Raw genomic sequence first — 26,231 nt, 5'->3', positions numbered from 1 at the left:
CGGACGTTTGGGCACTGACTTCAAGATGGGGGGCCATGTGACGCACGCAGATCTCGCCCCTTGACCAAGCGACGGGCCAACCGCTGCCCTGGCATCTCTACAAGCCGATAGCTGACCACAGAACAGAGCACGACGATGCCAACAAAAAGCAACGTCATGCCGTCGCCAAACAAAGCGGTGCCTCCAACCTGACTGTGACCATCAACACGCACGATCAAATCCACCCCCAGGAACCGCTGCGCAACGGCAAGACCGTTTAAAAAGCGGTAATAGAGAAAGCCATGGATCATGTAGATCGAGTAGGACAAAGTACCGAGCAGCACGAAAGGCGCGAGTTTGAGGACGCGGCTGCATATCCCCTTCTCTCGCGCGAAAACCAGCACGCTTATGAGGAAAACCAGTGGGGCCGCCAAGGACAGCGGGCCTGCTCCGGCGAGGCTCACGAACATCATGACAGTTGCAACCACGACAAGCTCGATCAGATGGTCCACCCAGCCTGCCACCCTGATTGCGTGAGCTGAAGCGGCGCACCGCCAGCCCACCATGCCTAGCGCAAATCCGAACAGGCAGCGGACCAGCGCTCCATCGTGGAAGACGTTAAGAAAGCGATCGGTGTTGAGAGCAAGAAAGATCGGTGCCCCGATGACGATCACCCCGCAGACCGGCAGCAACCAGCGCGCACGATATCGAAGCAGGAGCGCGAAGATAAGGTACGTCCAAAGTTCCGCAGCAATCGACCAGCTTGGGCCGTTCCACGACGTCGCATCAGGTCCAAAGAAAATCTGAACCAGGAACAGCGACTGGATAAATGCGGCGACCGACTGGGTGCCGGTAAAGGGCTCCCGGTTTGCTAGCGTCGGCCAAAAAAGAGCGAACACAATCTCAAAAGCCAGAAAGACCATGAGCATGACGATGTGGAGCGGGTAGATGCGCCCAAGCCGCAACGCCATGAACCGCGGCACGGAAAAGCCTTCGCGCAGCCTCTCACCATAGCTGGAGCCGATCACAAAACCGGACAGGACAAAGAAGAAATCGACGAACAGAAAGCCATGCTGGACTATAGGTAACGCGGAAATGCGCCCCTGCGTCTGAAAGTGGAGCATCACCACCATGCAGGCGCACACACCCCGCAGGCTATCGAGCGCGACATAGCGGTGCTTGGCCTTCGTCAAATCCATATAGTGCTGCCCCTTTGGGCTTCCCTAGCGCGCGCCGTGGCGGCTAGACAAACCCGTTCACCTTCATTTTCGGAAGCGCAACCGGCCCTTTGCTTCTCAGCGGCGCGCTGACATCCCCGGCGCGGTATGCGCCAGATAGGCGAGGCGCTTCATTTCCTGCCGGCCGCGCGTCACTGTGTCGAGGATGAGACCGGTGAGCAGGCACAAGGCAGCCAGGACGCCCATCCCCACGATGGTGATGAGGGTCGGGAAGCGGGGCACAAGCCCCGTCTCCAGATAGGTCAGGACGACCGGCACGCCCATCAGCCCGGCAACCAGCGCGATCACCAGCGCAATGAAACCGAAGAACCACAAGGGCCGCTCCACGCGATAGAGCTGGATCATCGTGCGCAGGATGCGCCAGCCGTCGCGGAAGGTGTTGAGCTTGGAGAGCGAGCCCTCCGCCCGCGCCGCATAGGCGGTCATCACCTCGCCCACCGGCATGCGCAGCTCGAGGGCGTGGACGGACATCTCCGTTTCGATCTCGAAGCCCTCCGATAGGATCGGAAAGCTCTTGACGAACCGCCGGGAGAACACCCGATAGCCTGAGAGGATATCGGTGAAACTGCGCCCGAAAAGCTGCCGCAGCAGCCCGGTGAGCAGCAGATTGCCGAGCCGGTGCCCCGGACGGTAAGCCGCCTCCACCTCCGACTTGCGGGCGCCGACGACCATGTCGAGCGGCCCGTCCAGCATCGCGCTGACCAGCGCCGGCGCCGCGCTCGCATCATAGGTCGCATCGCCATCGGCAAGCACGTAGATGTCCGCATCCACGTCCGCGAACATCCGCCGCACGACATGGCCCTTCCCTTGCTGCCGCACGCTGTGGACGATCGCCCCGGCGGCGCGCGCGACGGCGACGCTGTCATCGGAGCTGTTATTGTCGAACACGTAGATGGCCGCCTGCGGCAAGGCCTGCGCGAACGCGGTGACGGTCTGCCCGATGGCGACCGCCTCGTTATAACAAGGCAGCAGGACGGCGATGCGCACGCCTGTCATCGGGCTGGACGGGTCTGGATGCATGGGACTGCGGGCTTATGGCAACAGATCGCATGGTTGCAATGGTCTTTTGCGGCCCCGGTGCCCGGCGGCACCTTCTGCACGAGCCCGCCGCCATGCATCCAAAGAAAAAGCGAGCCGGAACGGCATCCCGCTCCGGCTCGCTTCTGATCAGTTCATGCGATCTGCAGCCAGGCCTCAGGCCTCGGCAGTCTTGGCCTTCTTGGCAGCGGGCTTCTTGGCCGGCTTCTCAGCCACCTCGCCCTCGTCGGCCTTGGCAGCAGCGGCCTTCTTGGCCGGAGCCTTCTTGGCAGGGGCCTTGGCCTCTTCTGCCGGAGCAGCCTCGGCCTCGGCATCAGCCTTCTTGGCAGCCGGCTTCTTGGCGGCAGCCTTCTTGGCCGGCTTGGCGTCGTGGCTGTGATCGTGGCCGCAATCCGGTCCGTGGACGTGACCGCCCTCTTCGCTTTCGATCGCCGCTTCCAGATCGGCGCGCGCAACGGTGCGCTCGCTCACATCGGCCTTCTCGAAGAGATAATCGACGACCTTGTCTTCATAGAGCGGGGCACGCAGCTGCGCGGCGGCCATCGGCTCGTTGCGGACATATTCGACGAACCGCTCGCGGTCCTGCGGGGCGTACTGCTGCGCGGCCTGGGCCACGAGGCGGTTCATTTCCGCCTGCGTGATCTCCACGCCATTGGCCTGGCCGATTTCCGAGAGAAGCAGGCCCAGACGGACGCGACGCTCGGCGATCTTGCGATAATCGTCGCGGTCGGCTTCCATTTCCTTGAGCGCCGCCTCGGGATCTTCCTCGTGACCGGCTTCATGCTCAAGCTGCTGCCAGATCTGGCCGAACTCGGCCTCGACCATGCCCGGGGGCACCTCGAAATCATGGCCGGCAGCCAGCTGATCGAGCAACTGGCGCTTCATGTAGGTGCGCGTCAGATTGCCGTGCTCCTGCTCGATCTGCGCCTTGAACAGTTCGCGCAGCTTCTCGAGGCTCTCGAGACCGAGCTGCTTGGCAAATTCGTCGTCAGCGGGCTTCTCGACGGGGTTCTTGACCGCCTTGATGACGAGATCGAACGTCGCATCCTTGCCGGCCAGCTCCTTGGAGCCATATTCGGCAGGGAAGGTCACGTTGATGGTCTTCTCGTCGCCGGTCTTCACGCCGACCAGCTGTTCCTCGAAGCCGGGGATCAGATTGCCCGAGCCGATGGCGATCGCCATGTCCGAACCGGTGCCGCCCTCGAACGGCACGCCGTCGACCTTGCCGACGAAATCCATGACGACCTGGTCGCCTTCCTTCGCCTTGGCGGTCTTGGGAGCGTCCTCATAACGCTGGCTCTGCGCGGCGAGACGGCCAACCGCCTCGTCGATCTGCTCGTCGGTCACATCGACGACGAGCCGCTCCAGCTTGATGCCCTCGATCTTGGGCGCGGGAACCTCCGGCAGGATTTCCAGAGCGACCTTGACCTCGGCATCCTTGCCGTCCTCATAATCGGCGGTCAGTTCGACACTGGGCTGCATCGCGGGACGCAGCTTGTTCTCGGCGATGACCTTCTCGACGCCCTCACGGATGGACTTGTCCAGCGCCTCGCGCTGCAGGGCCGGGCCGTGCATCTTGCGGACGAGGTTGGCAGGCACCTTGCCGGGCCGGAAACCGGGCATCCGCACCTGCGGCGCAATCGACTTCACTTCCTCTTCGACGCGGGCGTCGATGTCCTTGGCCGTGACGGTCAGCGTATAGGCGCGCTTGAGGCCCTCATTCAATGTCTCGACAATCTGCATATCTCTAACTCGACGCTTTCCAGGCTAGGATGAAATCTCTTGGAACGACCGGGGCCAGGCTGCGCAACTGGTGCGGGCGAAGGGACTCGAACCCCCACATCTTGCGATACCAGAACCTAAATCTGGCGCGTCTACCAGTTTCGCCACGCCCGCATCGGTCGCCGGTCGGCGGGCCATAGTGCAAAGCCTGGGAAAGGGCAAGGCTGTGCGCGCCTTGCCGTGTCGATCCGGAACGATCCCTCACCCCGCCCGTTGAAAAGAGCAACGAAAGGACGCAAAGCCATGGCCAGCCAGCCGGAAATTCCTCCCCCGGATACCATCACCCCGCAGTCACCTGACGAGCTTCCACCCATGGAATCGCCGGACGAGACGCCGTTTCGCGAACCGCCGGAAATCGCGCCGGAAACGCCCAATATCGATGAACCGGGCCGCGGCCCCGACGAACTGCCGTCCATCGCGCCGCCACCCGACTGATCCCTGCTTCCCGGCCTCGCCTTCTGGGTGCGGCCGGGATCCGATCAGCCCAATGCCTTCTTGATCAACTCATTGACCATCTGCGGATTGGCCTTGCCCTGCATGGCCTTCATCGTCTGACCGACGAAGAAGCCGAACAAAGCTTCCTTTCCAGCCTTATACTGCTCGACCTTGTCCGCATTGTCGGCGAGAATCTTCGCAACGACCGCCTCGATCGCACCAGTATCCGTGGTCTGCTTGAGGCCGCGCTTCTCGACAATCTCGGCAGGCGCTTCGCCGGTCTCCAGCATGATCTCGAACACGTGCTTGGCGATGCTGCCCGAAATCGTGCCATCGGCCACCAGTGCAAGCAATTCCGCGCCGCGCTCGGGGTTGACCGGGCTGTCCTCAAGCGTCTTGCCGAGGCGATTGAGCGCACCGTAAAGCTCCGAGAGCAGCCAGTTGGCGCTGGCCTTGGCCACCTCACCTTCGCTCTTCTTCTGGATGCGCGCGCTTTCCGCGAGCAGAGCCTCGAACCAGCGGGCCGTTTCCGCTTCGGCGGTCAACACGCGGGCATTGTAATCGGAGAGCCCCAGTACCTCGACATAGCGGGTGCGCTTGGCATCCGGCAGTTCGGGCAGCGAGTGCAGGCAATCCTCGATGAAGCTGTCCTCCAGCACCAGCGGGAGCAGGTCGGGGTCCGGGAAGTAGCGATAATCATGCGCATCTTCCTTGGAGCGCATCGAGCGCGTCATGCCGGTATCCGGGTTGAACAGCCGCGTTTCCTGCACGATCCGTCCACCGCCCTCGATCACATCGACCTGGCGCTGGGCTTCATATTCGATGGCCTGCATGACGAAGCGCACGGAATTGACGTTCTTCGTCTCGGTCCGCGTCCCGAATTCCTCGCCGGGCTTGCGCACGGAGACGTTCACGTCCGCGCGCATGGAGCCTTCCTCCATATTGCCATCGCACGAGCCGACATAGCGCAGGATCGCGCGCAGCTTGCGCAGATAGGCCCCGGCCTCGGCAGGCGAGCGCATGTCCGGGCGGCTGACGATCTCCATCAGCGCCACACCCGAGCGATTGAGATCGACATAGGAGCGCGTCGGATGCTGATCGTGCATCAGCTTGCCGGCATCCTGCTCGACATGGATGCGCTCGATGCCAATGGCCTTGTCGGCGGGAATGCCGGCCTTCTCGTCGGCTTCGATCGTCAGCGAACCTTCGCCGACAAGCGGATGATAAAGCTGGGAAATCTGGTAGCCCTGCGGCAAGTCCGCATAGAAATAATTCTTCCGGTCGAACCGGCTCCACTTGTTGATCTGCGCATTGATCGCAAGGCCGGTGCGCACTGCCTGACGGATGCACTCGCGATTGGGCACCGGCAGCATGCCGGGCATCGCGGCATCGACAAGGCTCACCTGCGTGTTCGGCTCCGCGCCGAAGGCCGTCGCCGCACCGGAGAACAGCTTGGCCTGGCTCACCACCTGCGCGTGAACCTCAAGGCCGATGACGACCTCCCAGTCCCCGGTGGCGCCACGAATGCGATAGCTCGTCTCAGTCATTCTTCAGTCCTTACAGTATTCCCGCGAAGGCAGGAATCCAGGGGAGTGCAGCCCTTGGCTGCCCTGGGCTCCTGCCTGCGCAGGAGCACGAAACACTTACCACCACGCCTCAGGCCGGGCGGTGAAGCCCGCCCGTTGCTCGATGGCAAAGCCGGCATTCAGCACGGATTGCTCATCGAAGGCCGGGCCGATGATCTGCAGGCCGAGCGGCAGCCCATCCTTGCTGAGCCCGCCGGGCACGGACATGGCGGGGAGACCCGCCAGCGAGGCCGGCACCGCGAACACGTCGTTCAGATACATTTTCAGCGGATCGTCGACATTTTCGCCGAGGCCAAAGGCTGCGCTGGGCGCAGTGGGCGCAAGGATGACGTCGCAGGCCTCGAAAGCCTTGGCGAAATCCTGTGCAATCAGCGCCCGCACCTTCTGCGCCTGCGTGTAATAGGCATCGTAGAAGCCCGCCGAGAGCACATAGGTGCCGATGATGATGCGGCGCTTGACCTCCGGGCCGAAGCCGGCGGCGCGCGTCGCGGCATACATATCCTGCAGGTTCGCGCCATCGGGCAGATCACGCAGGCCGTAGCGTACGCCGTCATAGCGCGCGAGATTCGACGAGGCTTCCGCCGGGGCGATGATGTAATAAGCCGGCAGGGCATATTTGCTGTGCGGCAGCGAGACCTCGACGATCTCGGCGCCGGCGTCCTTCAGCCAGGCAATGCCATCGTCCCACACCCGCGCGACATCGGCATCGAGACCCTCGACGCGATATTCCTTGGGAATGCCGATGCGCTTGCCCTTGAGATCGCTGGATAATCCAGCTTGCCACTGCGGCACCGGCAGGTTGAGCGATGTGGAGTCCTTCGCGTCGAATCCCGCCATATTCTCCAGCAGGATCGCGCAGTCGCGCACGTCCTGCGCCATCGGCCCGGCCTGATCGAGCGAGCTGGCAAAGGCGATGATGCCCCAGCGCGAGCAGCGGCCATAGGTCGGCTTGATGCCAGAAATGCCGGTGAAGGCCGCCGGCTGGCGGATCGACCCGCCGGTGTCCGTACCGGTCGCCGCGGGGCAGAGCCGCGCGGCAATCGCCGCCGAGCTGCCGCCCGAGGAACCGCCCGGTGCCAGCGCGGCATTGTTGCCGTCATTGCGCCGCCAGGGCGAGATCACATTGCCGAAATAGCTCGTCTCGTTGGAAGACCCCATGGCGAACTGATCGAGATTGAGCTTGCCGAGCATCCCCGCGCCGGCGTCCCACAGCTTCTGCGAGACGGTGGACTCGTAGGTCGGCGTGAAGCCTTCCAGCATGTGGCTGGCGGCGGTCGTCTGCACGCCCTCGGTGCAGAACAGGTCCTTCATGCCGATGGGCACGCCGGAAAGCGGCTTGAGCGTGCCGGCGGCGCGGTCCTTGTCCGCCTGATCGGCAGCAGCCAGCGCATGCTCGGGCGTCTCGACGATGAAGGCGTTGAGCGCCTTGGCGGCGGCGACGTTGGCGTTGAACGCCTCGGCGACTTCCCGCGCGGAGAAGTCACCAGCACGGAAGCCATCGCGGATCTGCGCGACAGTGAGGTTGGTCAGATCGGTCATCATTCGATCACCTTCGGCACCGCGAAAAAGCCATGTTCGGCCTGAGGCGCATTGGCCAGCACCTTGTCGCGGACATTGCCGTCGGTCACGGCGTCCTCGCGCAGGCGCAGCGCGTTGGGGATAACGGCGGTCATCGGCTCGACGCCGGTCACATCCACCTCGCCCAGCTGCTCCACCCAGTGGAGAATGCCGTTGAGTTCGGGCACCAACGCCTGCGCTTCATCCTCGCTGACAGCGAGGCGCGCGAGGCTGGCGATCTTTTTTACGGTTGTCAGGTCTACGCTCATGGGAGCGCGCGCTAGCACTGGCTCCGGCGGTCATCAAGGCGCTTCCGCCGTTTCGCCCCCGTTGGCGGCTATTGACAGCGGTTCGCCGACCGGTTCGCCACCGATGTAGAGCTGTCGCGCCATTACCGGGCGGAGGTCAACGGCGCCGGCGCGGATCTGCGCGACCAGCCGGCGAGCGGCATCGCCTTGGGCAAGATAGCGGCTCTCATTGGTCCATTGGCCATTCTCCCGCCGGATGAGGCGCACGGTTGGGGCGCAATCGCCGCATTCCGGGGCGGGCAGCTTCACAACGATCGCCAGATTCTCGCCCGGCACATAATGCAGCAGGCACGGGCCGGTCTCCTCGCAGGCATCATATTGCACCAGCCGCTTGCGCAGCGCTGGCGCCAATTCGACCGGGATGGGCAGGATCGTCAGCCGCTCGTCCAGCAATTCGCCACTGCGCGCGGCGACGACCATAGGCGGCACGGCCCAGCGGTCGGTCAGCTTCATCGTCTCGGCGGCATGACGGCGGATCGTCGCGTCCGCCGAGCCGCTCGCCAGCCGTCGAATCGCAGCCCGCCCCTCCGGCCCGAAATCGAACCACAAGGCACGGTAGTCGAACTTGTCTGGCGCCACCTGCCCGCCCGCGAGGCGCTGGAGCTGGTGCGCGGTCGCGATCCGCTCGAAGCCGAAGATCGGCGTGGAGAGCAGCAGCGCGATGCCGGCGATCACGAATACGAGCATGCGATTGGTCCGCCGCAGCCGGGCGAACCAGCCGCGTGCGCCGAGGATGGCGACGGCATAGGCAATGGCGGTGATGCTCGCCACGATCAGAAAGGCCAGCGCCCACAGCCGCTCTGGCGTCAGGCCATGTTGATGGATGCGCAGGCCCGAGGAGAAGACCGCAATACCCACCATCGGCAGCAGGAACAGGCCGAGCGCCGCCGCGCTGGCACCCAGCAACACTGAGCGGGTTTCCTCAAGCGCCGTATCGCCCACCACCGCATTGGCGAGAAACAGCGCCAGCACCGCTCCGGCCAGCATGATCGGCGTCGTGCCGCCCGTCGCCCAGAGCGGCGCCAGGCCGGTGACAGGCAAGGCCGCCAGGAAGATGCCGATCGCCAGCGCCACCACCGGCGCCAGCACGCGCAGCACCAGCATGGCGACGCGCTGCAGGGCGGCGATGATCGCCCCGCGATCCTGCAACAGCCCAAGCGCCGCGCCGAACGCGGCGCCGCACAGCATGGCGACCACAGCAGACTCGCGCAAGGCATCGCGGAGGAACGGGAGCTTCACCAGCATGAACATCTGCGCCAGCAAATGCGCGATGCCGAAGCTGAGCAGCATGAACAGCGCGCTCGCGCCGATCAGCAGTGCATTCGTCCACAAATGGCCGTGAACATCCTCATAATGGATGGCCTGGCGCGACCATGCCCGCACGGCGCGCGGCGACACGCCGGCCGGCGCGGAGGGCGCGCCGCCGGCCAGACTGCGATCTTGCGCTGCCTGAAACAGCACCAGCAGCGCAGCCGCCGCAATGGCGCCGCAGACGAGATGCCAGAGATCGACGCTCGATCCATGGCCGGGCACCCCGTTCCACAGAAAGACGCCGCCGCCGATGAGACCGCAGATCAGCGCCACGACAAGAGCCGCGACCGGTCGCCGCCGGCGCCAACCGAGGCCAAAGGCGAGAGCGGCGGTCGAAAGGAACATGGGCAGCGCGGCGATCACCCGCCGCAGAAACTCGGGCTCGATGGGCGCGGGATCGGAAAACCGGTCGATCGCCAGACCGACAAGCGCGCCGAGCACACACAGCACCCAGGTGCGCAGCGGCCATACCGTCTGCGCCGTCGATGCGTTGCTGGCCATCATCCTGCTCCCCGCCGCGTCCGTTCCTGAACGCGTCCGACCTATCACGATCCGCCCGCAAGGCAAATTGGACCTTCGCCTGTTGGACCTTCGCCTGCTGCCTTCGCTTGCCTCGCGGAACCCAAGCGGGCATGAGCCATGCCACTGCCCAGCTTGCCACAGAGATGGAGTCGTGCCCCTTTGGCCCGGAAGTTCCTGTATGTCGTCGCGTTTTTCACAGCCCTGGCGATCGCGGGAATGATCGCCTTCTCCTTCTTCGGCCCCCGGCTGATGCAGAGCGCACTGGTGCCGCATGTCGGGTTCAGCGAACCGCCTGCCCTCCCCGCCAATTTCTATGCGGGCAGCGATGGATGGATCAGCCGGCCGGACGGGCGCCGCGACGATCCCGCCCGCTGGCAACCGGCCGGGAAGCTTGCAGAGGCGGCGCCTGCCCAGAAGGCGGCGATCTTCTTCGTCCACCCCACCAGCTCGTTCGAGACGCTCCACTGGAACGCGCCGATCAACGACCGCATCGCAAAAGCGCAGGCCGCGCGGTTCGTGCGCATTCAGGCCAGCGCCTTCGCGGCAGCCGGAAACATCTGGGCGCCGCGCTACCGGCAGGCCGTGTTCGGTGCCTTCCTCACCGAAAAGGCAGACGCCGCGTTGGCGCTTGAGCGAGCCTATGCGGACGTGAAGGCCGCCTTCGCACAGTTCCTCGCTGCCAATCCGCAAGGGCCGATCATTCTGGCCGCCCATAGCCAGGGCAGTCGCCACCTGCTGCGGCTGCTCCATGAGGAGGCCGGCAACACTGCACTCAAGACGCGGCTGGTCGCAGCCTATGTCGTCGGCTGGCCAGTCTCCGTAGAGCATGATCTGCCCGCTCTCGGCCTGCCCGCCTGCACGGGGCCGGGCACGACCGGCTGCGTGATGAGCTGGCAGAGCTTTGCCGCGCCGGCAGACACGTCAGCCGTGGAAGCGTCGTTCGACCGCGAGCGCGGACTGGACGGCCAATCGCGCGCCGGGTCGGCCATGCTCTGCACCAATCCCCTGAATGGCGGCGCGGCGCCCGATGCGCCGGGCGATGCCAATCTGGGCGTGTTGCGCGGCGATGGCGAGGCGGCGTCGACCGTGCTGCTCACGCCCGGCGAGATCGGCGCGCGCTGCGCTGGCCGTGGCTTCCTGATGCTGGACAGCGCGCCCAAGCTCGGCACCTTCGTGCTCCCGGGCAACAATTACCACGTCTACGACTATCCCCTGTTCTGGGCGAACATCCGTGCCGATGCGCTCGGCCGACTGGCGGCATGGCAGCGCTGATGGTCGGGGAAACGCTGATCACGCTCGACAAGGCGTCCTTCGCGCAGGCGCTGCCGGCGGGCGGACGCCTGCTCGGCATGGACCTTGGCACCCAGACCATCGGCCTTGCCCTGTGCGATGCCGGCTGGAGCATCGCCAGCCCCGCCCATACGCACAAGCGCGGCAAGTTCAGCAAGGACCGGGACGTGCTCGCCCAGTTCATCGCCCAGCAGTCGGTCAAGGGCCTCGTCATCGGCCTGCCGCTCAATATGGATGGCAGCGAGAGCCCGCGCAGCCAGGCTGCACGCGCCTTTGCCCGCAACATCGCCGTGCTCGGCCTGCCCGTGCTGCTGTGGGACGAGCGCTGGTCGACCGTCGCTGCCGAGCGGGCGATGATCGCGCAGGACATGAGCCGGGCCAAGCGCGCTGAAAAGATCGACGCCCACGCCGCCGCCCTCATCCTGCAGGGGGCCATTGACGGCCTGACGATGGGCTGACCTGCGCATGACGGAAACGCACATCATCTGGGGCTGGCTGGTGCTGATCAACCTCATCACCCTCGCCGCCTTCCGCCATGACAAGCAGCGCGCCATTGCCGGGGGACCGCGCATGCGCGAGCGCGATCTGCTGACCCTGGCGGCGATCGGCGGGACGATTGGCGCCTGGCTCGCCATGCGGCTCTTCCGGCACAAGACCCGCAAGCGGGACTTCTCCCGCGCGCTGTTCCTCATCGCCGCCGCGCAGTGCGCGCTGATCATCCTGCTCGATCTCAACGTCTGGACGCCGTCCGCCTGATACATCAGCGCTTGAGTCCGCCCCGCCGCTCCACTAACGAGGCGCTTTAATGACAATATCGCCCTCTCCCGCCACCGGCCTCATCGGCCGGGACAATTTTCCGCACCGGCATCTGGTGGGAATCGCCAATCTGGCGCCGCATGAAATCCGCTTCTTGCTGGATGAAGCCGAGCAATGGGCCTCGCTCAACCGTGCCGGCAGCCGCAAGCATGACGGGCGCCTCGCCGGCCTCACGCAGATGAACGCCTTTTTCGAGAACAGCACGCGCACGCTGCTCTCCTTCGAGGTGGCGGGCAAGCGGCTGGGGGCGGACGTGGTGAACATGCACGCCGCCCAATCGAGCGTGAAAAAGGGCGAGACGCTGATCGACACCGCCGTGACGCTCAACTCGATGCGCGCCGACGTGATGGTGATCCGCCATATGAGTTCGGGCGCCGTGCAGTTGATCGCCGACATGGTGGATTGCCCCGTGCTCAATGCCGGCGATGGCCGCCACGAGCACCCGACGCAGGCGCTGCTTGATGCGCTGACCATAAGGCGGCGCAAAGGCAGCTTCGAGGGGCTGATCGTCACCATCTGTGGCGACATCCTCCACAGCCGCGTCGCCCGCTCCAACATGCTCTGCCTCACTGCCTTGGGTGCGCAGGTGCGCGTCTGCGCGCCGCCGACGCTGATGCCGCCGGCGGTGGAGCGCTATCGGGTCACGCCCTTCCATGATTTCAACGCCGCGCTGAAAGGTGCGGATGTGGTGATGATGCTACGCATTCAGAATGAGCGAATGGACGGGGCCTTCATCCCCTCCGCGCGCGAATTTCACGCACTCTATGGCCTCACGCCCGAGCGGCTGAAGCGCGCCAAGCCCGACGCGATCATCATGCACCCCGGCCCGATGAACCGGGGCGTGGAAATCGTCAGCAGCGTGGCGGACGATCCGGATCGCTCGGCGATCACCGAGCAGGTCGAGATGGGGGTCGCTATGCGCATGGCCTGCCTCGATGTCCTCACCCGCACAGCCCGGGGAGTCGAAGGATGGGCCTGACCGCAATCATCAACGCACGCCTGTGCGATCCGACCGCCAGCGCCCTCTCCGAAGGCACGCTGCTCGTTGAAGACGCGGCGATCGCAGCCGTCGGCGCGGTAAAGGTGCCTGACGGCGCCGAAATCGTCGATGCCAAGGGCATGATCCTCGCGCCGGGCATCATCGATCTGGGCGTGTTCCGCACCGACAAGCCGGCCTTCCACTTCGCCGGCATCACCCGTGCCGCGCTGATGCCGGACCAGTCGCCCGTTCTCGATGAGCCGGGGCTGATCCAGCACGCCGCTCGGGCCGGCAAGCCGGACTTCTGGGTGCATCCGCTCGGCGCCGCGACGCGCGGCCTCGAGGGACGCGAACTGGCGGAAATGGCGCTGATGAAGTCCGCTGGCGCCCGGGCCATCGCGACGGGCCGGCGCTGGATCGCGGACTCGGGCGTGATGCTGCGCGTGCTGCATTATGCCGCCGCGCTCGACCTCGTCGTCATCACTCATGCCGAAGATGGCGGGCTAACGGCCAATGCCGTGGCGACGGATGGCGAAACGGCCTCGCGCCTCGGCCTTCCCAGCGCCCCCGCCAGCGCCGAAGCGATGGCCATTGCGCGGGATATCGCGCTGGCGCGGGAGGCGGGCGCGCGCCTGCATGTCCGCCTCGTCACCACCGCGGCGGGCTTCGCGCTCATTCGCGCGGCCAAGGCTGAAGGGTTGAAGGTGACCTGCGGCACCAGCCCCTCCTACCTCTTCCTCAACGATGCGGCGGTGAGCGATTTCCGCACCTTCGCGCGGCTCTCCCCGCCGCTGCGCGACGAGCGGGACCGGCTTGCCACGATCGAGGCGGTCGCGGATGGCACCGTCGATGTGCTGTGCTCGGGCCACGATCCGCGCGGCCCGGAAGACAAGCGCCTGCCCTTCGCGGACGCCCTGCCCGGCATCGCCGGCGCCGAGACGCTTCTGCCGCTTGCCCTCAATCTGGTGCGTGAAGGCAAGATCACCGAGACGCGGATGATGGCCCTGCTCGCGGCCAACCCCGCCGCGATCCTCGGCCTCGATGCCGGACGGCTGGCGCCGGGCGCGCCGGCGGACCTCATTCTCATCGCGCCCGATACGCCGTGGATTGTCGATTCGGCGAAAATGGCAGCAGCGGCCGGCAACACGCCGTTCGACAAGCTGCCGGTTCAGGGCCGGGCGCGGATGATCATGAAAGGCGGCGTGATCCGCTGAGCGGATCGCCCACCTGCCCCATCACCGCGATGCGAATTGCGACCCGCCGGCCGAGGCGCCAGCGCGCGCCATGCGCGATGCATTGCTGTCATCGCGGCGCACGTAACAGGCCTGCCCTTCGCCGCGCAGAGTCTGGCAGAGCGAGCCGGCAGCGCCCCGGCTCGCAAAGCCACCCACCGCCACGCGATGGAAGGTGCGTCCATTGACGCTCGCGGCGGTGACGATCTCGCGATAGCCCGCCAAGCGCGGGTTGCGGCGCATATCCTGCCACTTCACTCGCGCCATCGTGGCGCTGTCGAAGGCGCCAAGCTGGATCACCCAGTCACCCGAAGCAGGGCTTGGCCTGGTCGGCAGGATCGGCACCGCGCGAGACGCACCGGCGATCTTCACCCCCATCGAGGCGCTGGATGCAGCCGGCGCAAAGGCCATCTGAGCGATGTTTGGCGCCCTTGGCGCTGGCTGCAGGACCAGCAAAGGCGCTGCTGAGAGGAGTTCGGCGGACGGCGCGCCGTAGGGCGCGTTCGCCGGGGACGCGATGGGAGGATTGGCTTTTGCCGGGCCAGCGGGGTCTGAGGACCGGCTCGAGGGCGGGATCGCGACCGATTGAACGGCGGGTGCTGCGCGCGCTGCATCGGCCGCTGCCGCTGGTGCAGCCGCTTCAACCGTCTTCGCCGGCGACGGGGCGACAGCCTTTGGGGGCGTCAGTTCCGCAACGGCGGGGAGCTCGAAGCTGCGCAGCGCGAGGCGAGACGGCATCCCGGCATCGTCGGCACGGGGCGCAACCCCAGTCAGGGCAGCCACCCGCGCGCCGGGTTCAGCCTGCGCCACAACCCGAGACCAGCGCCCGATGCGCTGCTCGGCCTCTTTGGCGGGCAGGTCCTGCCCGGCGATCAGCCGTGCCTGCCCCCAGGCGCCACCCAGCGCCAAGGCAAAGGCGAGGTTCTGCCGCGTCTGTGCCGAGGCGTCAGGTTGGCGCGCGGCGTAAACGAGCGCGCGCACGCCCTCCTGCACGTCGCCAGCCATGGCCATGGCGAGACCATAGTCCGAGGCGGGCAGCGTGGCAGCGTTGTCGGCGAGCAAAGCCTGGGCCGTGCTGTCATTGCCCAGCGCGGTCTCGCACAAGGCCAGGCTGATGATCGTGCGGACATCGCTGTTGCCCAGCGCCATGGCGTCCGTGAACGCCGCCTGTGCCGAGCGATAGCGGCCATTGGCGAGATAGGCACGGCCCAGGAAGACGCGATGGCCTGCAGTAGCCGGGTCGGCGGCGACCAGCGCCTCGGCAAGGTCGAGCGCGTGGGCGAACTTGCGATCCGCGAGCGCTGACTCGATCTTGGGCGAAAGTTGCGCAACCGAGGGCGTCGCGCGCGCGCTATGGGACTGGAGACCCAGCTGTGCGCAGCCGCCCAGCGTCACGCTGGAGAGCGCCACCGTCACCAGCAGCAAAGGCATTTTTACCGAGCGCGCCATATGCCTCACGCCTCCAGTCCCGAACTGGATTCAATCTCTTCGGCGAGCGCCTGCACATGCGCGTCGGCGGCAATCATCCGGTCCAGCGCCTCGATGAGAAGCTGCTGGGCGGAGCGCTTCGAGACCGCGCTCAGCAAGCGTAGGCGCAGGTGCCTCTCGCTATCGATCCGCAGCGTGAACGCCGCCTTGCGGCCGACGCCCGCCAGACTGGCCGGGCGCTTGGAAGTGACTTTCGGCGGCGTGACGCGCAGGCTGATTTGCTCGGCGAGAGCCAGCATCTGCTGCTTGGCCGGGGAGACCGGCGCCGGGTCGCTCTCAGCAGCCACGGACACATTGGCGTTGATGGGCACCGCAGCGTCCGTCCCGGTGGTCGGCGCTGTCATGTGAGGGACAGCGCCCTCCCCCATGTCATTCCAGCCAAGGTCATCATGGACGGTCGGGGCAGTCGAAAGACCCGGCAGCGCCGGGCGACGCATGGCCGGGCGCGCAGTGCCCCGCCGCGCGAGCAGGCTCGCCGTCAGCGATGCCGCAGGGCGCGGCTCGGTCATGGAATTATCGCGATTCATCCCTGCACCACCCGACGACCGAAGCCCGTCTGGCGCGACATGGCCGCTGCGACATGCGTGGGCGAGAACACCGTCCGCCGGAAATTCCGCTCGAGCCGATCGGCCACATAGCTCCAGAGCTGCTCGACCTCCTGCGCCGAGCGTCCCTTGGGATCGAAGTCCATCACCGTGCGCCCATCGATCATCGAGGACGCAAAATCGGTGCGCTGGTGAATGGTGACGGGTGCCACCGTGCCATGCTGCGAAAGCGCAATCGCGGCTTCCGAGGTGATGCGCGCCCGCGGCGTTGCCGCATTGACCACGAAGATGAGTGGCTTGCCGGCGCGCTCGCACAGGTCGACCGTCGCACCCACCGCACGCAGATCGTGCGGGCTCGGCCGGGTCGGCACCACGATCAGCTCGGCGACGCCGATGACGCTCTGAATGGCCATGGTAATGGCGGGCGGCGTATCGATCACCGCCAGCTTGAAGCCCTGCTGGCGCAGCGCCTCAAGATCGCCGGCGAGACGCGCGACGCTTGTCTGGGCAAAGGCCGGATAATCGTCGCTGCGCTCGTTCCACCAATCGGAGAGCGAGCCCTGCGGATCGATATCGATAAGGACGACCGGCCCCGCGCCAGCGCGCTGCGCCTGAACCGCAAGATGGCCAGACAGCGTGGTCTTTCCCGAACCGCCCTTCTGAGATGCTAGCGCCAATATCCGCACGACATTCCCCCGCTCGATCATGGATCGGGCAAGGAAATCTCACGCTTCTCTCTAAGATTCGGTTAAGTGCACTGCCCGCCCGCGCGGGAGAGACAGCGCTAGCCCATCACCCACTGCGCGCGAGCGATGCCCAGGGCATGCAGTAGGACGCTGAGATCACCCCGCTCGATGGCGGCATCGGCAGCCGCCCGTGTCTTGGGCTTGGCATGATAGGCAACGCCTAGCCCGGCCGCCTCGATCATCGGAATATCGTTCGCCCCGTCACCGATGGCGATGGATTGCGCGGGCGACAATCCGCCCTGCTCCGCCGCCCCGAGCAGTTCGGCGCGCTTGCGTGCGGCATCGACAATCGGTTCGCCGACCGTGCCAGCGAGCTTGCCGTCGGCGATGTGCAGGGTGTTGGCAATGGCGACATCGAACCCGATCTCCTGCGCCACCGGCTGGGCGAACGGCACGAACCCGCCGGACACCAGGATCGTGCGTGCACCGCGCGACCGCAGGGTCTGCACCAGGGCCCGGGCGCCGGGCATCGGCCGCACCCGCTCGGCGCGGCAGCGATCGATCATGGTCGCGTCCAGTCCCTTGAGCAGCGCGACACGGCCGGTCAGCGCCTGCGCGAAATCCAGTTCGCCGCGCATCGCCCGCTCGGTCACCGCCGCGATTTCTTCCTTGAGGCCGGCATAATCGGCCAGCTCGTCGATGCACTCGACGGTGATCATCGTCGAATCCATATCGGCCACGAACAGCCGGCAATCGCGGTTCGCCCCCGCGAGCACGAACAGGTCGGCGGGCGGCGCCAGCGCTTCCAGCGCGGCGCGTGCGACGGCCCGGTCACCGGCGAAGGGCAGGTCCACAGCCTCGCCCGCCTCGATCCAGACCGGCGCAGCGACATCGAGACCCGCCTGCGCCAGCGCATCGCGCGCGGCGGTCACGTCCCCCTGCCCAAGTCCGTCATGCGCGACTAAGGTCGCAATCATGTCCCGTCCGTCCGAAATGCCGCCAGCCATGCCTGATCCTGATTCCCTGCCCGAAATGCGCGACCGGGAGCGGCCGCCGGTGGCGCTTATTGCCGGGCCGACCGCCAGCGGCAAGAGCACAGTCGCGATGCGGCTCGCGCGAGCGACGGGCGGCATCATCATCAATGCCGATGCCAGCCAGGTCTATGCGGACCTCAATGTGCTGACCGCCCGCCCGCCCGAGGAGGACCTCGCGCAGGCCCCGCACCGCCTCTTTGGCCATATCGACGGCATGGAAGATTGCTCAGCCGCGCGCTGGGCGCAGGAGGCCAAGGCAGAAATCGATGCCGCCCATGCAAAGGGTGTTCCGGCCATTCTCGTGGGCGGCACCGGGCTTTATCTGCACACGCTGCTGCATGGCATCGCGCCGGTGCCGGCCATCGATCCGGCGATCCGCGAGGCCGTGCGCGCGCTGCCGGTGGCGCAAAGCTATGCCGCGCTGGAACTGGAAGACCCGGTCAGCGCGGCCCGGCTCAATCCGGCGGACACCTCGCGCGTCGCGCGCGCGCTGGAGGTCGTCCGCTCGACCGGGACGCCGCTCCCCCAATGGCAGGCCCGGCGCGAAGGCGGCCTTGCGGGACACATGCGCATTCACAGTGCGGTGGTGATGTTGCCGCGCGAGGTGCTCGCCGAACGCGCCGAGCAACGGCTGGACCTCATGCTGGCGCATGGCGCCATCGAGGAGGTCGAAGCGCTCGTTCGCCGGGACATTCCGCCTGATCGACCGGTGCTGCGCGCACTCGGGGTCCGCGAACTCGCCGCGATGCTGGCGGGCCAAATCGACCTGGCGACAGCACGGGCGGCCATCCTCCAGCAGACCATCGCCTATCAGAAGCGGCAGCGGACATGGGCTCGGGGCCGGCAAGCCGGCTGGACGACCATCGATCCGCAGGCTGCGGTGACCATCGAAGACTTCAACATCATCGCGCCGGAGGGCCATTAACGGCCACCTGTTCGCCTGTGCCAAAACCGGACAGGGCTTTTGACGTGCCAGATGAACGCTTCAACGCTCTGATAAATGGTATAAAGGCCGTTCATCTTTCGCTATCCCGCACCGACGGAGACCTGGTTCATGCTCATGCGTTCGTCTCTTGCCATCGCGCTCGGCCTCGCCGCGTTTGCCAGCGCCCCCGCCCTCGCATCCGGCGATGCCGCTGCGGGCCTTGAAGCGCTCAAGAACTATAATCTCATCGTGCTGGGTGACGTGAACCTGAAGCATGATGTCGAGGGCAAGATGCTGGTCGGCGGCAACCTGACCGGCGCGAGCCAAGTCGGCATCGGCAATTCGAGCCAGGGCCAGACAAAGAATGCCGGTATTCCCGTTCTGACAGTAGGCGGCAATATCACCAATGCCGACATCAAGGTGCATAACGGGTCCAATGGCGGCGTCGGCACCATCGCCAGCGGCGGCAGTGCCTCGGTCGCCGGCAATGTCAGCAACAGCTGGCTGACGATGAACTCGACGCCCCGCACCGTGACGGTTGGCGGCAACTTCACCGGCAGCAATCCCAACATCGGCAATGGCGACGTCTATACGATCGGCGGCAGCTTCTCCGGCGGGACCATCAACCAGAGTGGCGGCACGCTGAATGTCGGCGGCACCGCGTCGGGCAATTTCAACGGCGGCACGCGCAACTTCAATCTCGCCTCCGGCAATTCCGGCTATGCGGCCTCAGTCTCGGCACCCATCACGGCTACCGTGACCAAGGTCTCCGACGATGTGCGCGCGCTCTCCACCGCGCTCGCCTCGCTCAACATGGCGAGCAATCCGAGCGGCTTCGATATTACCGGCACGGCCATGACGCTGAACGCCGTGGACAATGGCGCCGGCTATGCGCTGTTCTCCTTCAATGCGGCCGACTTCGCATCGATCAACAGCCTGAAGTACAACTTCTCGGGCACGACGCCGGTCATCATCAATGTGTTCGGCACCGATGTGAACCTAGGCTTCAACTCCAACGGCGCAAATCAGGCGAACAACCAGCAGGTCATCTGGAACTTCGTGAACGCAGAGACGCTCAACTTCTCCGGCAACATTTTTTATGGCTCGGTCCTGGCGCCCAGCGCCAGCCTGCTGATCCACACCCCGATCGAAGGTTCGGTCGTGGTCGGGCGCTATACTGATGGCAATGGCGGCGAGATCCACCTCGGCACCTTCAACGGCAACCTCAATCTGGTGCCCGTGCCCGAGCCTTCCACTTGGGCGATGATGATCATGGGCCTGGGCCTGACCGGTCTGGCGATGCGTCGCCGCGCGAAGACCGTCGCCTTCGCCTGACGGCCACGATCTTCGTCACCGTTGAAAAGCTGGAACGGCGCTGACTTCGGTCGGCGCCGTTTCCATTTGGGCCGCTGGCGGGAGCATGCCCGTCGAATAAAATGTTGCAAATTTTTCCGTTATTGTAATTTTATTACTCATTATTGATTTGACACGGCATTTTATAATCCATAGAGGCACCAACCTTGTCAGGGCAGCTCCTTTCGACCAAGGGCGTTGCTAATGGTTTTCAAGGAGTTTCCCGTGGCCGAGAGAAGCGGCGCCGACATTCTGGTTCAATGCCTGCTCGATCTGGGGGTCGACACCGTGTTCGGCTATCCCGGCGGCGCGGTGCTGCCGATCTATGATACGATCTACGATCACCCGAAGATCCAGCACATTCTCGTCCGCCACGAGCAGGCTGCGGCCCACGCCGCCGAGGGCTATGCCCGTTCGACCGGCAAGCCCGGCGTCGTGCTCGTCACATCCGGCCCCGGCGCGACCAACGCGATCACCGGCATCACCGACGCGCTGATGGATTCCATCCCGATGGTCGTCATCACCGGGCAGGTGCCGACGACACTGATCGGCACGGACGCGTTCCAGGAAGCCGATACCGTCGGCCTTACCCGCCACTGCACCAAGCATAATTATCTGGTGAAAAGCCCGGCCGATCTGGCCGCGACGGTGCACGAGGCGTTCCACATCGCGACCTCCGGCCGCCCCGGCCCGGTCGTGATCGATATTCCCAAGGACGTGCAGGTTGCCACCGCCGCCTATGAGAAGCCCTCGCTTAATGCCCATCCCAGCTACCGGCCGCAAACCGAGCCGGATGCGGAGATGATCGACAAGGCCATTGCGCTCATTCTCGATGCCAAGCAGCCAGTCCTCTACACGGGCGGCGGCGTCATCAATTCCGGCCCCGCCGCCAGCGAAGCGCTGCGGGCGCTGGCCGATATGCTCGGCGCGCCGGTCACCTCGACGCTCATGGGCCTGGGCGCCTACCCCGCCTCCTCGTCGCAATGGCTGGGCATGCTGGGGATGCATGGCACCTACGAAGCCAATTTCGCGATGAACAAGGCCGATCTCATTCTGGCGCTGGGTTCGCGGTTCGATGACCGCGTGACCGGCCGGCTGGATGCGTTCGCCCCGCTCAGCAAGAAAATCCATGTCGATATCGACCGCGGCTCGATCAACAAGATCGTGCCGGTGGACGTGCCCGTCGTTGCCGATGTCGGCCGCGCGATCGAGGCGATCATCGCCGGCCTCAAGGCGCGCGGGTTCAAGAAGCCCGATTATAGCGGCTGGTGGTCGCAGATCGGTGAGTGGCGCGCACGCAAGAGCCTCGATTATGTCGAGACCGGCGAGGAAATCATGCCGCAGCGGGCCATCGCCGAGCTCTATAATGCGACCCGCGACCGCGACACGATCATCACGACCGAAGTGGGCCAGCACCAGATGTGGGCGGCCCAGCACTATCATTTCGAGGAACCGAACAAGTGGCTCACCTCGGGCGGGCTCGGCACCATGGGTTATGGCTTCCCGGCCGCGATCGGCGCCCAGCTCGGCAATCCCGATTCGCTGGTGATCGACGTGGCCGGCGATGCCTCGATCCAGATGAACATCCAGGAGCTTGGCACGGCGATCCAGTATCGCCTGCCGGTCAAGATCTTCATCCTGAACAACGAATATATGGGCATGGTCCGCCAGTGGCAGGAACTGACCTATGAGAGCCGCTATTCGCACAGCTATTCGGACAGCCTGCCCGATTTCGTGAAGCTGGCCGAAGCTTATGGCGCGACCGGCATTCGCATCGAGACTATGGACGAACTGATCCCCGGCATCCGCCGGATGATCGACACGCCGGGCCCGGTCATTGTCGATTGCCGGGTGGCCAAGCTCTCCAACTGCTTCCCGATGATCCCGTCTGGTGCGGCGCATACCGACATGCTGCTCGACCCCAGCCAGGTGTCCGGGACGATGGACGACGAGGCCAGGGCACTGGTCTGATGACCCAGCCCGTCCGCCTTCGCCTCCATGTCAGCGAACCGTTCGATTTCGAGCGGCACAATGAGAGTGCCGACCTGTTCGGCACGACGCGCGACCATGGCGACGAGGATGCGAGCGAGTGGGTGATCGAACTGGAAAGCCGGTTTCAGTTCAACGAGCGGGATTATGACAGCGTTCTGGTGTCGCCCCGCTATGTTGGAGAGCCGCTGCGCCGGGTGTTCGATGCGATGCTGGGCGAACCGGTGCGCATCGCCCACCGCACGCCCGAGGGTTGGCATTATGCGATGACGGGCATGCTCTCGGTCGCGCCGCCAGCCAGTGACGGCCCGGCCGGGACGCCAGACAATCCAACCGGTCTCTGACCGACCTGATTTTGAACCCATTGCGATTTCTTGACGAGGACGAAGAGTGATGCACATCCGCCAGGAGGACAGCGAACGCCATGTGCTGTCCGTCACGGTCACCAACGAGGCAGGCATTCTCGCGCGGATCGCGGGTCTGTTTTCGGCACGCGGCTACAATATCGAGAGCCTGACCGTCGCGGACGTGAGCGCGGACCATAAGGTCAGCCGCATCACCATCGTGACCAACGGGCCGCCGCGCGTGATCGACCAGATCATTGCCCAGCTCGAGCGACTCGTGCCGGTGCACAAGGTGACCGACCTCACCGAGATCGGCCCCTTCGTGGAGCGCGAGCTGGCGCTGGTGAAGGTCGCCGGCACTGGCGAGGCGCGCATCGAGGCGCTGCGGCTGGCGGACGTGTTCCGCGCCAAGGTGGTCGACACCACGCTGGAGAGCTTCGTCTTCGAGATCACCGGGCCGAGCAGCAAGGTCGATACGTTCGTCGGCCTGATGCGCGAGCTGGGGCTCGTTGAAGTGGGCCGCACCGGCGTTGTCGGGATGCTGCGGGGCGCCGCCGCCTGAATTTAGCCAGTCCACCCCGCAGAAAACCGCGACACCGGCTTGGCTTTGTGAGCCGAAACGTGCAGGAGCGGTCCGCCGGCGGGGGCCGACACGAGATTTTTTACATGGATGCCGACACAGGTCGGCCCGACGAACTGAAAGAGAAGGGTTCTGGGAAATGCGTGTTTATTACGATCGCGATGCCGATATCGGCCTCATCAAGGGCAAGAAGGTCGCCATCCTCGGCTATGGCAGCCAAGGCCATGCCCATGCGCAGAACCTGCGCGATTCGGGCGTTGCTGAAGTCGCGATCGCGCTGCGTCCCGGCTCGCCCTCGGCTACCAAGGCAGAAGGCGCCGGCTTCAAGGTGCTCGCAAATGCGGATGCTGCCAAATGGGCCGACGTGCTGATGATCCTCGCGCCGGACGAGCATCAGGCCGCGATCTACGAGAATGACATCAAGGGCAATCTCCGTCCCGGCGCCGCGCTGGCGTTCGCCCACGGCCTCAACGTCCACTTCGGCCTCATCGAGCCGCCGGCAGATGTCGACGTGATCATGATCGCGCCGAAGGGCCCGGGCCACACCGTGCGCGGCGAATATGTGAAGGGCGGCGGCGTCCCGTGCCTCATCGCCGTTCATCAGGACGCGACCGGCAATGCCCATGACATCGCCCTCTCCTACGCCTCGGGCGTCGGTGGCGGTCGCTCGGGTATCATCGAGACCAACTTCAAGGAAGAGTGCGAGACCGACCTTTTCGGCGAGCAGGCTGTGCTGTGCGGTGGCTTGACCCACCTCATTCAGGCCGGGTTCGAGACGCTGGTGGAAGCCGGTTACGCGCCGGAAATGGCCTATTTCGAGTGCCTCCACGAGGTGAAGCTGATCGTCGACCTGATGTATGAGGGCGGCATCGCTAACATGCGCTACTCGATCTCCAACACGGCCGAATATGGCGACATCACCACCGGTCCGCGCATCATCACCGAAGAGACCAAGTGGGAGATGAAGAAGGTGCTGGAAGACATCCAGTCCGGCCGCTTCGTCAAGAACTTCGTGCTCGACAACCGCGCCGGCCAGCCGGAGCTGAAGGCCAGCCGCAAGGCCGCTGCCGCCCACCCGATCGAGCAGACCGGCGCCCAGCTGCGCGCCATGATGCCTTGGATCGGCGCCAACAAGCTGGTGGATCAGGCCAAGAACTAAGCCTTTCCGGCATAGTCCAGATATAGGGCGGCGGACCGTTGGTTCGCCGCCCTTTCTGTTACGAGCTGCCACTCACCAGATCGGCCAGCGCCTGCCATGGCGCGATATCCCAGTAACGCCGCCCCGAGCCGGATGGCGAAGGCAGCACGAACAGCCGCGTCGTCCCAATGCGCTCGCTCTGTTCGCCCAGCCCGATCCGGCCCGTCGGGCGATCGAGCAGACGGCTGGCGCCGGTCTTGCTGGTGAAGGCGAGGACAGCGGGCTGATAGCACAGCATTTTTTCGCGCAGCACCGCGCCGTCCAGCGCGTCGGCCGGCAGCTCGGCGTCATTGCCGAAATGACCTTTGGAAAGATCGGTGAGGCCGATGCCCAGATCCAGCAATCGCGGATAATCGCTCGGCGAGAACCGCTCCGGTGTCAGCCCGACCTGATGCAGCGTGCGCCAGAACAAATTGGTCGGATTGGCATAATAAGCGCGCGCCTGCGCCGACTGGCGCCCGAGCGCCGTTCCGCAGAAGACCAGCCGCAGGCCAGGTGCCAGCAGGTCCGGCACGGTGAAGTCATCCGGCAACGGACCTGATCTGGGCAATAGCGTCATGGCTCTCATGTAAGCGTGCGCTGAGGGGGTAGAAGACCAAAAAACGCCTCCCCGTCATGCGGAGCGGCGTTTTTTGATTCGCATCACGCGTTCGTAATGCTCGGATTGGGCACCACCACCGGCTCGCCGCGCGTCTTCCACAGCGAGTAGAACACGCCGCCTGCCAGAATGATAAAGGTGACGCTGAGCGACACCACCGGCGGGATCTTGGCGATGCCGAGCGCATCGGCCAGGACGATCTTGGAGCCGATGAACACCAGCAACAGGCTGAGCGCATATTTGAGGTAATGGAAGCGATGCACCATCGCCGCCAGGGCGAAATACAGCGCACGCAGGCCCAGAATGGCGAAGATGTTCGAGGTGTAGACGATGAACGGATCGGTGGTGATGGCGAAGATCGCCGGCACCGAGTCTACCGCGAACACCACGTCGACGAACTCGACCATCAGCAGCGCCAGGAACAGCGGCGTCATGTAGCGCACCGTCCGCCCGGTCGCGCCATCGGGCAGCTTCACCCAGAAGTGATTGCCGTGCAGTTCCTCCGTCACCCGGAAGCGGCGCTTGATCCACCGCAGCACGGGCGAGTTGCCGACCTCATACTCGGCTTCTGCATTGCGCCACATCTTGATGCCGGTGAAGATGAGGAAGGCCGCAAAGACATACAGCACCCAATCCCAGCGCTGCACGGCGGCGGCACCGAAGCCGATCATGATCGCGCGCAGGATGATGACGCCGAGAATGCCCCAGAACAGCACGCGGTGCTGGTACAGGCGCGGAATGCCGAAATAGGTGAAGATCATCGCGATGACGAAGACATTGTCCATCGCCAGGCTCTTCTCGACCACGAAGCCCGTGACGTAATTCAGGCCCGCCGTCGGCCCAAGCTGCCACCAGATCCAGCCGCCAAAGGCCAGACCGAGCGTGATGTAGAAGGCGGACATGGCGAGACTCTCGCGCACACCGATTTCCTTCTCCTCCTTGTGCAGCACGCCCAGATCGAAGACCAGCAGCGCCAGCACGAGGCCCATGAACATGAGCCACATCCAGGCCGGCTTGCCGAGCCAGAGAATATCCAGAAATTCCATGCGTCAGGCCCCCAGTACCCGGGGACCGGCCAGCGAGCGCCGCAGGCGGCTCATCAGCACGTCGCGGCGCAGACGCAAGCGCGCGACGAGGCGACCATCGGGCCGCGCCTTGCCGCGTTCACTGGACAGCGCATCATCGACGCGTTGCAGCAGGATCATCAAGTTGAACGTGAAGATATTCATGAACGTCATCCTCCAAAGTGCTTTGCACGTGATCGGATGACTGGATGCCTGAGCCTGAAAAGCCGAACCTGCACCGGTATCACCCGATGCGGTCCGACATCGCGACGCGCTCATTTTTTTAAGCGCTGCGCCAGAGGGGCCCGGTCCGCAGGCCGCATTTTGGAGATATCCCGGCAGGTTTCAAGAGGG

General features: G+C 65.2%; 26 protein-coding genes and 1 tRNA gene. 12 read left to right on the top strand and 15 right to left on the bottom strand.

Annotation, left to right across the window (positions count from 1 at the left end):
- Positions 1-20: 20 nt before the first annotated feature.
- The 4 genes from M2331_RS05325 to M2331_RS05310 all read right to left on the bottom strand — a co-directional run bounded on the left by M2331_RS05325 (position 21) and on the right by M2331_RS05310 (position 4,151).
- Positions 21-1,178, bottom strand: a complete 1,158-nt coding sequence (locus M2331_RS05325; protein ID WP_181559304.1) for an acyltransferase family protein — start codon at positions 1,176-1,178, stop codon at positions 21-23.
- Between the two features lie 96 nt (positions 1,179-1,274).
- On the bottom strand, positions 1,275-2,237 hold the full coding sequence (locus tag M2331_RS05320) for a glycosyltransferase family 2 protein (protein WP_264592303.1): 963 nt from the start codon (positions 2,235-2,237) through the stop codon (positions 1,275-1,277).
- Between the two features lie 174 nt (positions 2,238-2,411).
- Positions 2,412-3,998, bottom strand: a complete 1,587-nt coding sequence (gene tig / locus M2331_RS05315) for a trigger factor (protein WP_181559303.1) — start codon at positions 3,996-3,998, stop codon at positions 2,412-2,414.
- Between the two features lie 68 nt (positions 3,999-4,066).
- Positions 4,067-4,151: transfer RNA gene (locus M2331_RS05310), tRNA-Leu, on the bottom strand.
- A 129-nt stretch (positions 4,152-4,280) separates the two neighbouring features.
- Here M2331_RS05310 and M2331_RS05305 point away from each other — a divergent pair.
- Positions 4,281-4,472, top strand: coding sequence for a hypothetical protein (locus M2331_RS05305; RefSeq protein WP_181559302.1), 192 nt, complete (start codon positions 4,281-4,283; stop codon positions 4,470-4,472).
- Positions 4,473-4,516: 44 nt separating this feature from the next.
- On the opposite strand, the gene gatB is transcribed toward M2331_RS05305, so the two are convergent.
- The 4 genes from gatB to M2331_RS05285 form a co-directional block, all read right to left on the bottom strand.
- Entirely contained in the window at positions 4,517-6,019 is a 1,503-nt protein-coding gene (gatB, locus tag M2331_RS05300; protein WP_181559301.1) for an Asp-tRNA(Asn)/Glu-tRNA(Gln) amidotransferase subunit GatB, read from the bottom strand.
- A 96-nt stretch (positions 6,020-6,115) separates the two neighbouring features.
- Complete coding sequence (gatA, locus tag M2331_RS05295; RefSeq protein WP_181561380.1) at positions 6,116-7,597, bottom strand: Asp-tRNA(Asn)/Glu-tRNA(Gln) amidotransferase subunit GatA; 1,482 nt, start codon at positions 7,595-7,597, stop codon at positions 6,116-6,118.
- Positions 7,597-7,884, bottom strand: a complete 288-nt coding sequence (gatC, locus tag M2331_RS05290; protein ID WP_181559300.1) for an Asp-tRNA(Asn)/Glu-tRNA(Gln) amidotransferase subunit GatC — start codon at positions 7,882-7,884, stop codon at positions 7,597-7,599. Before gatC ends, gatA begins: the two co-directional genes overlap by 1 nt.
- A gap of 33 nt (positions 7,885-7,917) precedes the next feature.
- Positions 7,918-9,738: a DUF4153 domain-containing protein gene (locus tag M2331_RS05285; RefSeq protein ID WP_181559299.1), complete on the bottom strand. Its 1,821-nt coding sequence runs from the start codon at positions 9,736-9,738 to the stop codon at positions 7,918-7,920.
- A 177-nt stretch (positions 9,739-9,915) separates the two neighbouring features.
- Between M2331_RS05285 and M2331_RS05280 the strand changes: the two genes are divergently transcribed.
- From M2331_RS05280 to M2331_RS05260, 5 genes are read left to right on the top strand one after another with little or no spacing between them, the layout of a single operon-like run.
- Positions 9,916-11,028, top strand: a complete 1,113-nt coding sequence (locus tag M2331_RS05280) for a DUF3089 domain-containing protein (RefSeq protein ID WP_181559298.1) — start codon at positions 9,916-9,918, stop codon at positions 11,026-11,028.
- Complete coding sequence (gene ruvX, locus M2331_RS05275; protein WP_181561379.1) at positions 11,028-11,504, top strand: Holliday junction resolvase RuvX; 477 nt, start codon at positions 11,028-11,030, stop codon at positions 11,502-11,504. Before M2331_RS05280 ends, ruvX begins: the two co-directional genes overlap by 1 nt.
- Positions 11,505-11,511: 7 nt before the next feature.
- A complete protein-coding gene (locus tag M2331_RS05270) occupies positions 11,512-11,802 on the top strand; it encodes a DUF1294 domain-containing protein (protein WP_181559297.1) in 291 nt (96 codons plus the stop codon).
- 49 nt (positions 11,803-11,851) lie between these two features.
- On the top strand, positions 11,852-12,841 hold the full coding sequence (locus tag M2331_RS05265; protein WP_181559296.1) for an aspartate carbamoyltransferase catalytic subunit: 990 nt from the start codon (positions 11,852-11,854) through the stop codon (positions 12,839-12,841).
- Positions 12,832-14,055, top strand: coding sequence for a dihydroorotase (locus M2331_RS05260; RefSeq protein WP_181559295.1), 1,224 nt, complete (start codon positions 12,832-12,834; stop codon positions 14,053-14,055). Before M2331_RS05265 ends, M2331_RS05260 begins: the two co-directional genes overlap by 10 nt.
- Positions 14,056-14,076: 21 nt before the next feature.
- Here M2331_RS05260 and M2331_RS05255 read toward each other — a convergent pair whose 3' ends face one another.
- The 4 genes from M2331_RS05255 to serB form a co-directional block, all read right to left on the bottom strand.
- Positions 14,077-15,522, bottom strand: a complete 1,446-nt coding sequence (locus M2331_RS05255) for an SPOR domain-containing protein (protein ID WP_181559294.1) — start codon at positions 15,520-15,522, stop codon at positions 14,077-14,079.
- 5 nt (positions 15,523-15,527) lie between these two features.
- Complete coding sequence (locus M2331_RS05250; protein ID WP_181561378.1) at positions 15,528-16,070, bottom strand: hypothetical protein; 543 nt, start codon at positions 16,068-16,070, stop codon at positions 15,528-15,530.
- Positions 16,071-16,084: 14 nt separating this feature from the next.
- Positions 16,085-16,792, bottom strand: coding sequence for a ParA family protein (locus M2331_RS05245; RefSeq protein WP_181561377.1), 708 nt, complete (start codon positions 16,790-16,792; stop codon positions 16,085-16,087).
- Between the two features lie 98 nt (positions 16,793-16,890).
- Positions 16,891-17,799, bottom strand: coding sequence for a phosphoserine phosphatase SerB (gene serB, locus M2331_RS05240; RefSeq protein ID WP_264592302.1), 909 nt, complete (start codon positions 17,797-17,799; stop codon positions 16,891-16,893).
- Between serB and miaA the strand changes: the two genes are divergently transcribed.
- The 6 genes from miaA (at position 17,798) to ilvC (ending at position 24,176) form a co-directional block, all read left to right on the top strand.
- A complete protein-coding gene (miaA, locus tag M2331_RS05235) occupies positions 17,798-18,751 on the top strand; it encodes a tRNA (adenosine(37)-N6)-dimethylallyltransferase MiaA (RefSeq protein WP_264592301.1) in 954 nt (317 codons plus the stop codon). The genes serB and miaA overlap by 2 nt on opposite strands.
- Positions 18,752-18,880: 129 nt before the next feature.
- Positions 18,881-20,086 (top strand): collagen-binding domain-containing protein, encoded by a 1,206-nt coding sequence (locus M2331_RS05230; RefSeq protein ID WP_181559293.1) that lies wholly within the window; start codon positions 18,881-18,883, stop codon positions 20,084-20,086.
- Positions 20,087-20,329: 243 nt separating this feature from the next.
- On the top strand, positions 20,330-22,075 hold the full coding sequence (locus M2331_RS05225) for an acetolactate synthase 3 large subunit (RefSeq protein WP_181559292.1): 1,746 nt from the start codon (positions 20,330-20,332) through the stop codon (positions 22,073-22,075).
- Positions 22,075-22,437 (top strand): hypothetical protein, encoded by a 363-nt coding sequence (locus M2331_RS05220; protein WP_181559291.1) that lies wholly within the window; start codon positions 22,075-22,077, stop codon positions 22,435-22,437. The genes M2331_RS05225 and M2331_RS05220 overlap by 1 nt, the downstream gene beginning before the upstream one ends.
- 49 nt (positions 22,438-22,486) lie before the next feature.
- Positions 22,487-22,999 (top strand): acetolactate synthase small subunit, encoded by a 513-nt coding sequence (gene ilvN, locus M2331_RS05215; protein ID WP_181559290.1) that lies wholly within the window; start codon positions 22,487-22,489, stop codon positions 22,997-22,999.
- A 157-nt stretch (positions 23,000-23,156) separates the two neighbouring features.
- On the top strand, positions 23,157-24,176 hold the full coding sequence (ilvC, locus tag M2331_RS05210) for a ketol-acid reductoisomerase (protein WP_181559289.1): 1,020 nt from the start codon (positions 23,157-23,159) through the stop codon (positions 24,174-24,176).
- 58 nt (positions 24,177-24,234) lie between these two features.
- On the opposite strand, the gene M2331_RS05205 is transcribed toward ilvC, so the two are convergent.
- The 3 genes from M2331_RS05205 to M2331_RS05195 form a co-directional block, all read right to left on the bottom strand.
- Positions 24,235-24,774: a mismatch-specific DNA-glycosylase gene (locus tag M2331_RS05205; RefSeq protein WP_181559288.1), complete on the bottom strand. Its 540-nt coding sequence runs from the start codon at positions 24,772-24,774 to the stop codon at positions 24,235-24,237.
- 83 nt (positions 24,775-24,857) lie between these two features.
- Complete coding sequence (locus tag M2331_RS05200; protein WP_181559287.1) at positions 24,858-25,859, bottom strand: TerC family protein; 1,002 nt, start codon at positions 25,857-25,859, stop codon at positions 24,858-24,860.
- Between the two features lie 3 nt (positions 25,860-25,862).
- On the bottom strand, positions 25,863-26,042 hold the full coding sequence (locus M2331_RS05195; RefSeq protein WP_181559286.1) for a hypothetical protein: 180 nt from the start codon (positions 26,040-26,042) through the stop codon (positions 25,863-25,865).
- Between the last annotated feature and the right edge of the window lie 189 nt (positions 26,043-26,231).

It is taken from the genome of Sphingobium sp. B10D7B, from assembly GCF_025961955.1.
In the GTDB taxonomy this organism is placed as follows: domain Bacteria; phylum Pseudomonadota; class Alphaproteobacteria; order Sphingomonadales; family Sphingomonadaceae; genus Sphingobium.
The sequence above is the reverse complement of the archived record's forward strand: the minus strand, read 5'-3'. Positions and strand labels throughout refer to the sequence as shown.

Excerpts from the sequence above, each read along its gene's own strand:
- M2331_RS05220 (WP_181559291.1), top strand. The coding sequence starts at position 22,075 with ATGACCCAGCCCGTCCGCCTTCGCCTCCATGTCAGCGAACCGTTCGAT.
- serB (WP_264592302.1), bottom strand. The coding sequence starts at position 17,799 with ATGGCTGGCGGCATTTCGGACGGACGGGACATGATTGCGACCTTAGTC.
- M2331_RS05285 (WP_181559299.1), bottom strand. The coding sequence starts at position 9,738 with ATGATGGCCAGCAACGCATCGACGGCGCAGACGGTATGGCCGCTGCGC.
- M2331_RS05230 (WP_181559293.1), top strand. The coding sequence starts at position 18,881 with ATGCTCATGCGTTCGTCTCTTGCCATCGCGCTCGGCCTCGCCGCGTTT.
- ilvN (WP_181559290.1), top strand. The coding sequence starts at position 22,487 with ATGCACATCCGCCAGGAGGACAGCGAACGCCATGTGCTGTCCGTCACG.
- M2331_RS05320 (WP_264592303.1), bottom strand. The coding sequence starts at position 2,237 with ATGCATCCAGACCCGTCCAGCCCGATGACAGGCGTGCGCATCGCCGTC.
- ilvC (WP_181559289.1), top strand. The coding sequence starts at position 23,157 with ATGCGTGTTTATTACGATCGCGATGCCGATATCGGCCTCATCAAGGGC.
- M2331_RS05305 (WP_181559302.1), top strand. The coding sequence starts at position 4,281 with ATGGCCAGCCAGCCGGAAATTCCTCCCCCGGATACCATCACCCCGCAG.
- M2331_RS05195 (WP_181559286.1), bottom strand. The coding sequence starts at position 26,042 with ATGAATATCTTCACGTTCAACTTGATGATCCTGCTGCAACGCGTCGAT.
- gatC (WP_181559300.1), bottom strand. The coding sequence starts at position 7,884 with ATGAGCGTAGACCTGACAACCGTAAAAAAGATCGCCAGCCTCGCGCGC.
- gatB (WP_181559301.1), bottom strand. The coding sequence starts at position 6,019 with ATGACTGAGACGAGCTATCGCATTCGTGGCGCCACCGGGGACTGGGAG.
- M2331_RS05325 (WP_181559304.1), bottom strand. The coding sequence starts at position 1,178 with ATGGATTTGACGAAGGCCAAGCACCGCTATGTCGCGCTCGATAGCCTG.
- ruvX (WP_181561379.1), top strand. The coding sequence starts at position 11,028 with ATGGTCGGGGAAACGCTGATCACGCTCGACAAGGCGTCCTTCGCGCAG.
- M2331_RS05255 (WP_181559294.1), bottom strand. The coding sequence starts at position 15,522 with ATGGCGCGCTCGGTAAAAATGCCTTTGCTGCTGGTGACGGTGGCGCTC.
- M2331_RS05260 (WP_181559295.1), top strand. The coding sequence starts at position 12,832 with ATGGGCCTGACCGCAATCATCAACGCACGCCTGTGCGATCCGACCGCC.
- M2331_RS05265 (WP_181559296.1), top strand. The coding sequence starts at position 11,852 with ATGACAATATCGCCCTCTCCCGCCACCGGCCTCATCGGCCGGGACAAT.
- M2331_RS05250 (WP_181561378.1), bottom strand. The coding sequence starts at position 16,070 with ATGACCGAGCCGCGCCCTGCGGCATCGCTGACGGCGAGCCTGCTCGCG.
- gatA (WP_181561380.1), bottom strand. The coding sequence starts at position 7,597 with ATGACCGATCTGACCAACCTCACTGTCGCGCAGATCCGCGATGGCTTC.
- M2331_RS05270 (WP_181559297.1), top strand. The coding sequence starts at position 11,512 with ATGACGGAAACGCACATCATCTGGGGCTGGCTGGTGCTGATCAACCTC.
- M2331_RS05200 (WP_181559287.1), bottom strand. The coding sequence starts at position 25,859 with ATGGAATTTCTGGATATTCTCTGGCTCGGCAAGCCGGCCTGGATGTGG.
- tig (WP_181559303.1), bottom strand. The coding sequence starts at position 3,998 with ATGCAGATTGTCGAGACATTGAATGAGGGCCTCAAGCGCGCCTATACG.
- miaA (WP_264592301.1), top strand. The coding sequence starts at position 17,798 with ATGCCTGATCCTGATTCCCTGCCCGAAATGCGCGACCGGGAGCGGCCG.
- M2331_RS05205 (WP_181559288.1), bottom strand. The coding sequence starts at position 24,774 with ATGACGCTATTGCCCAGATCAGGTCCGTTGCCGGATGACTTCACCGTG.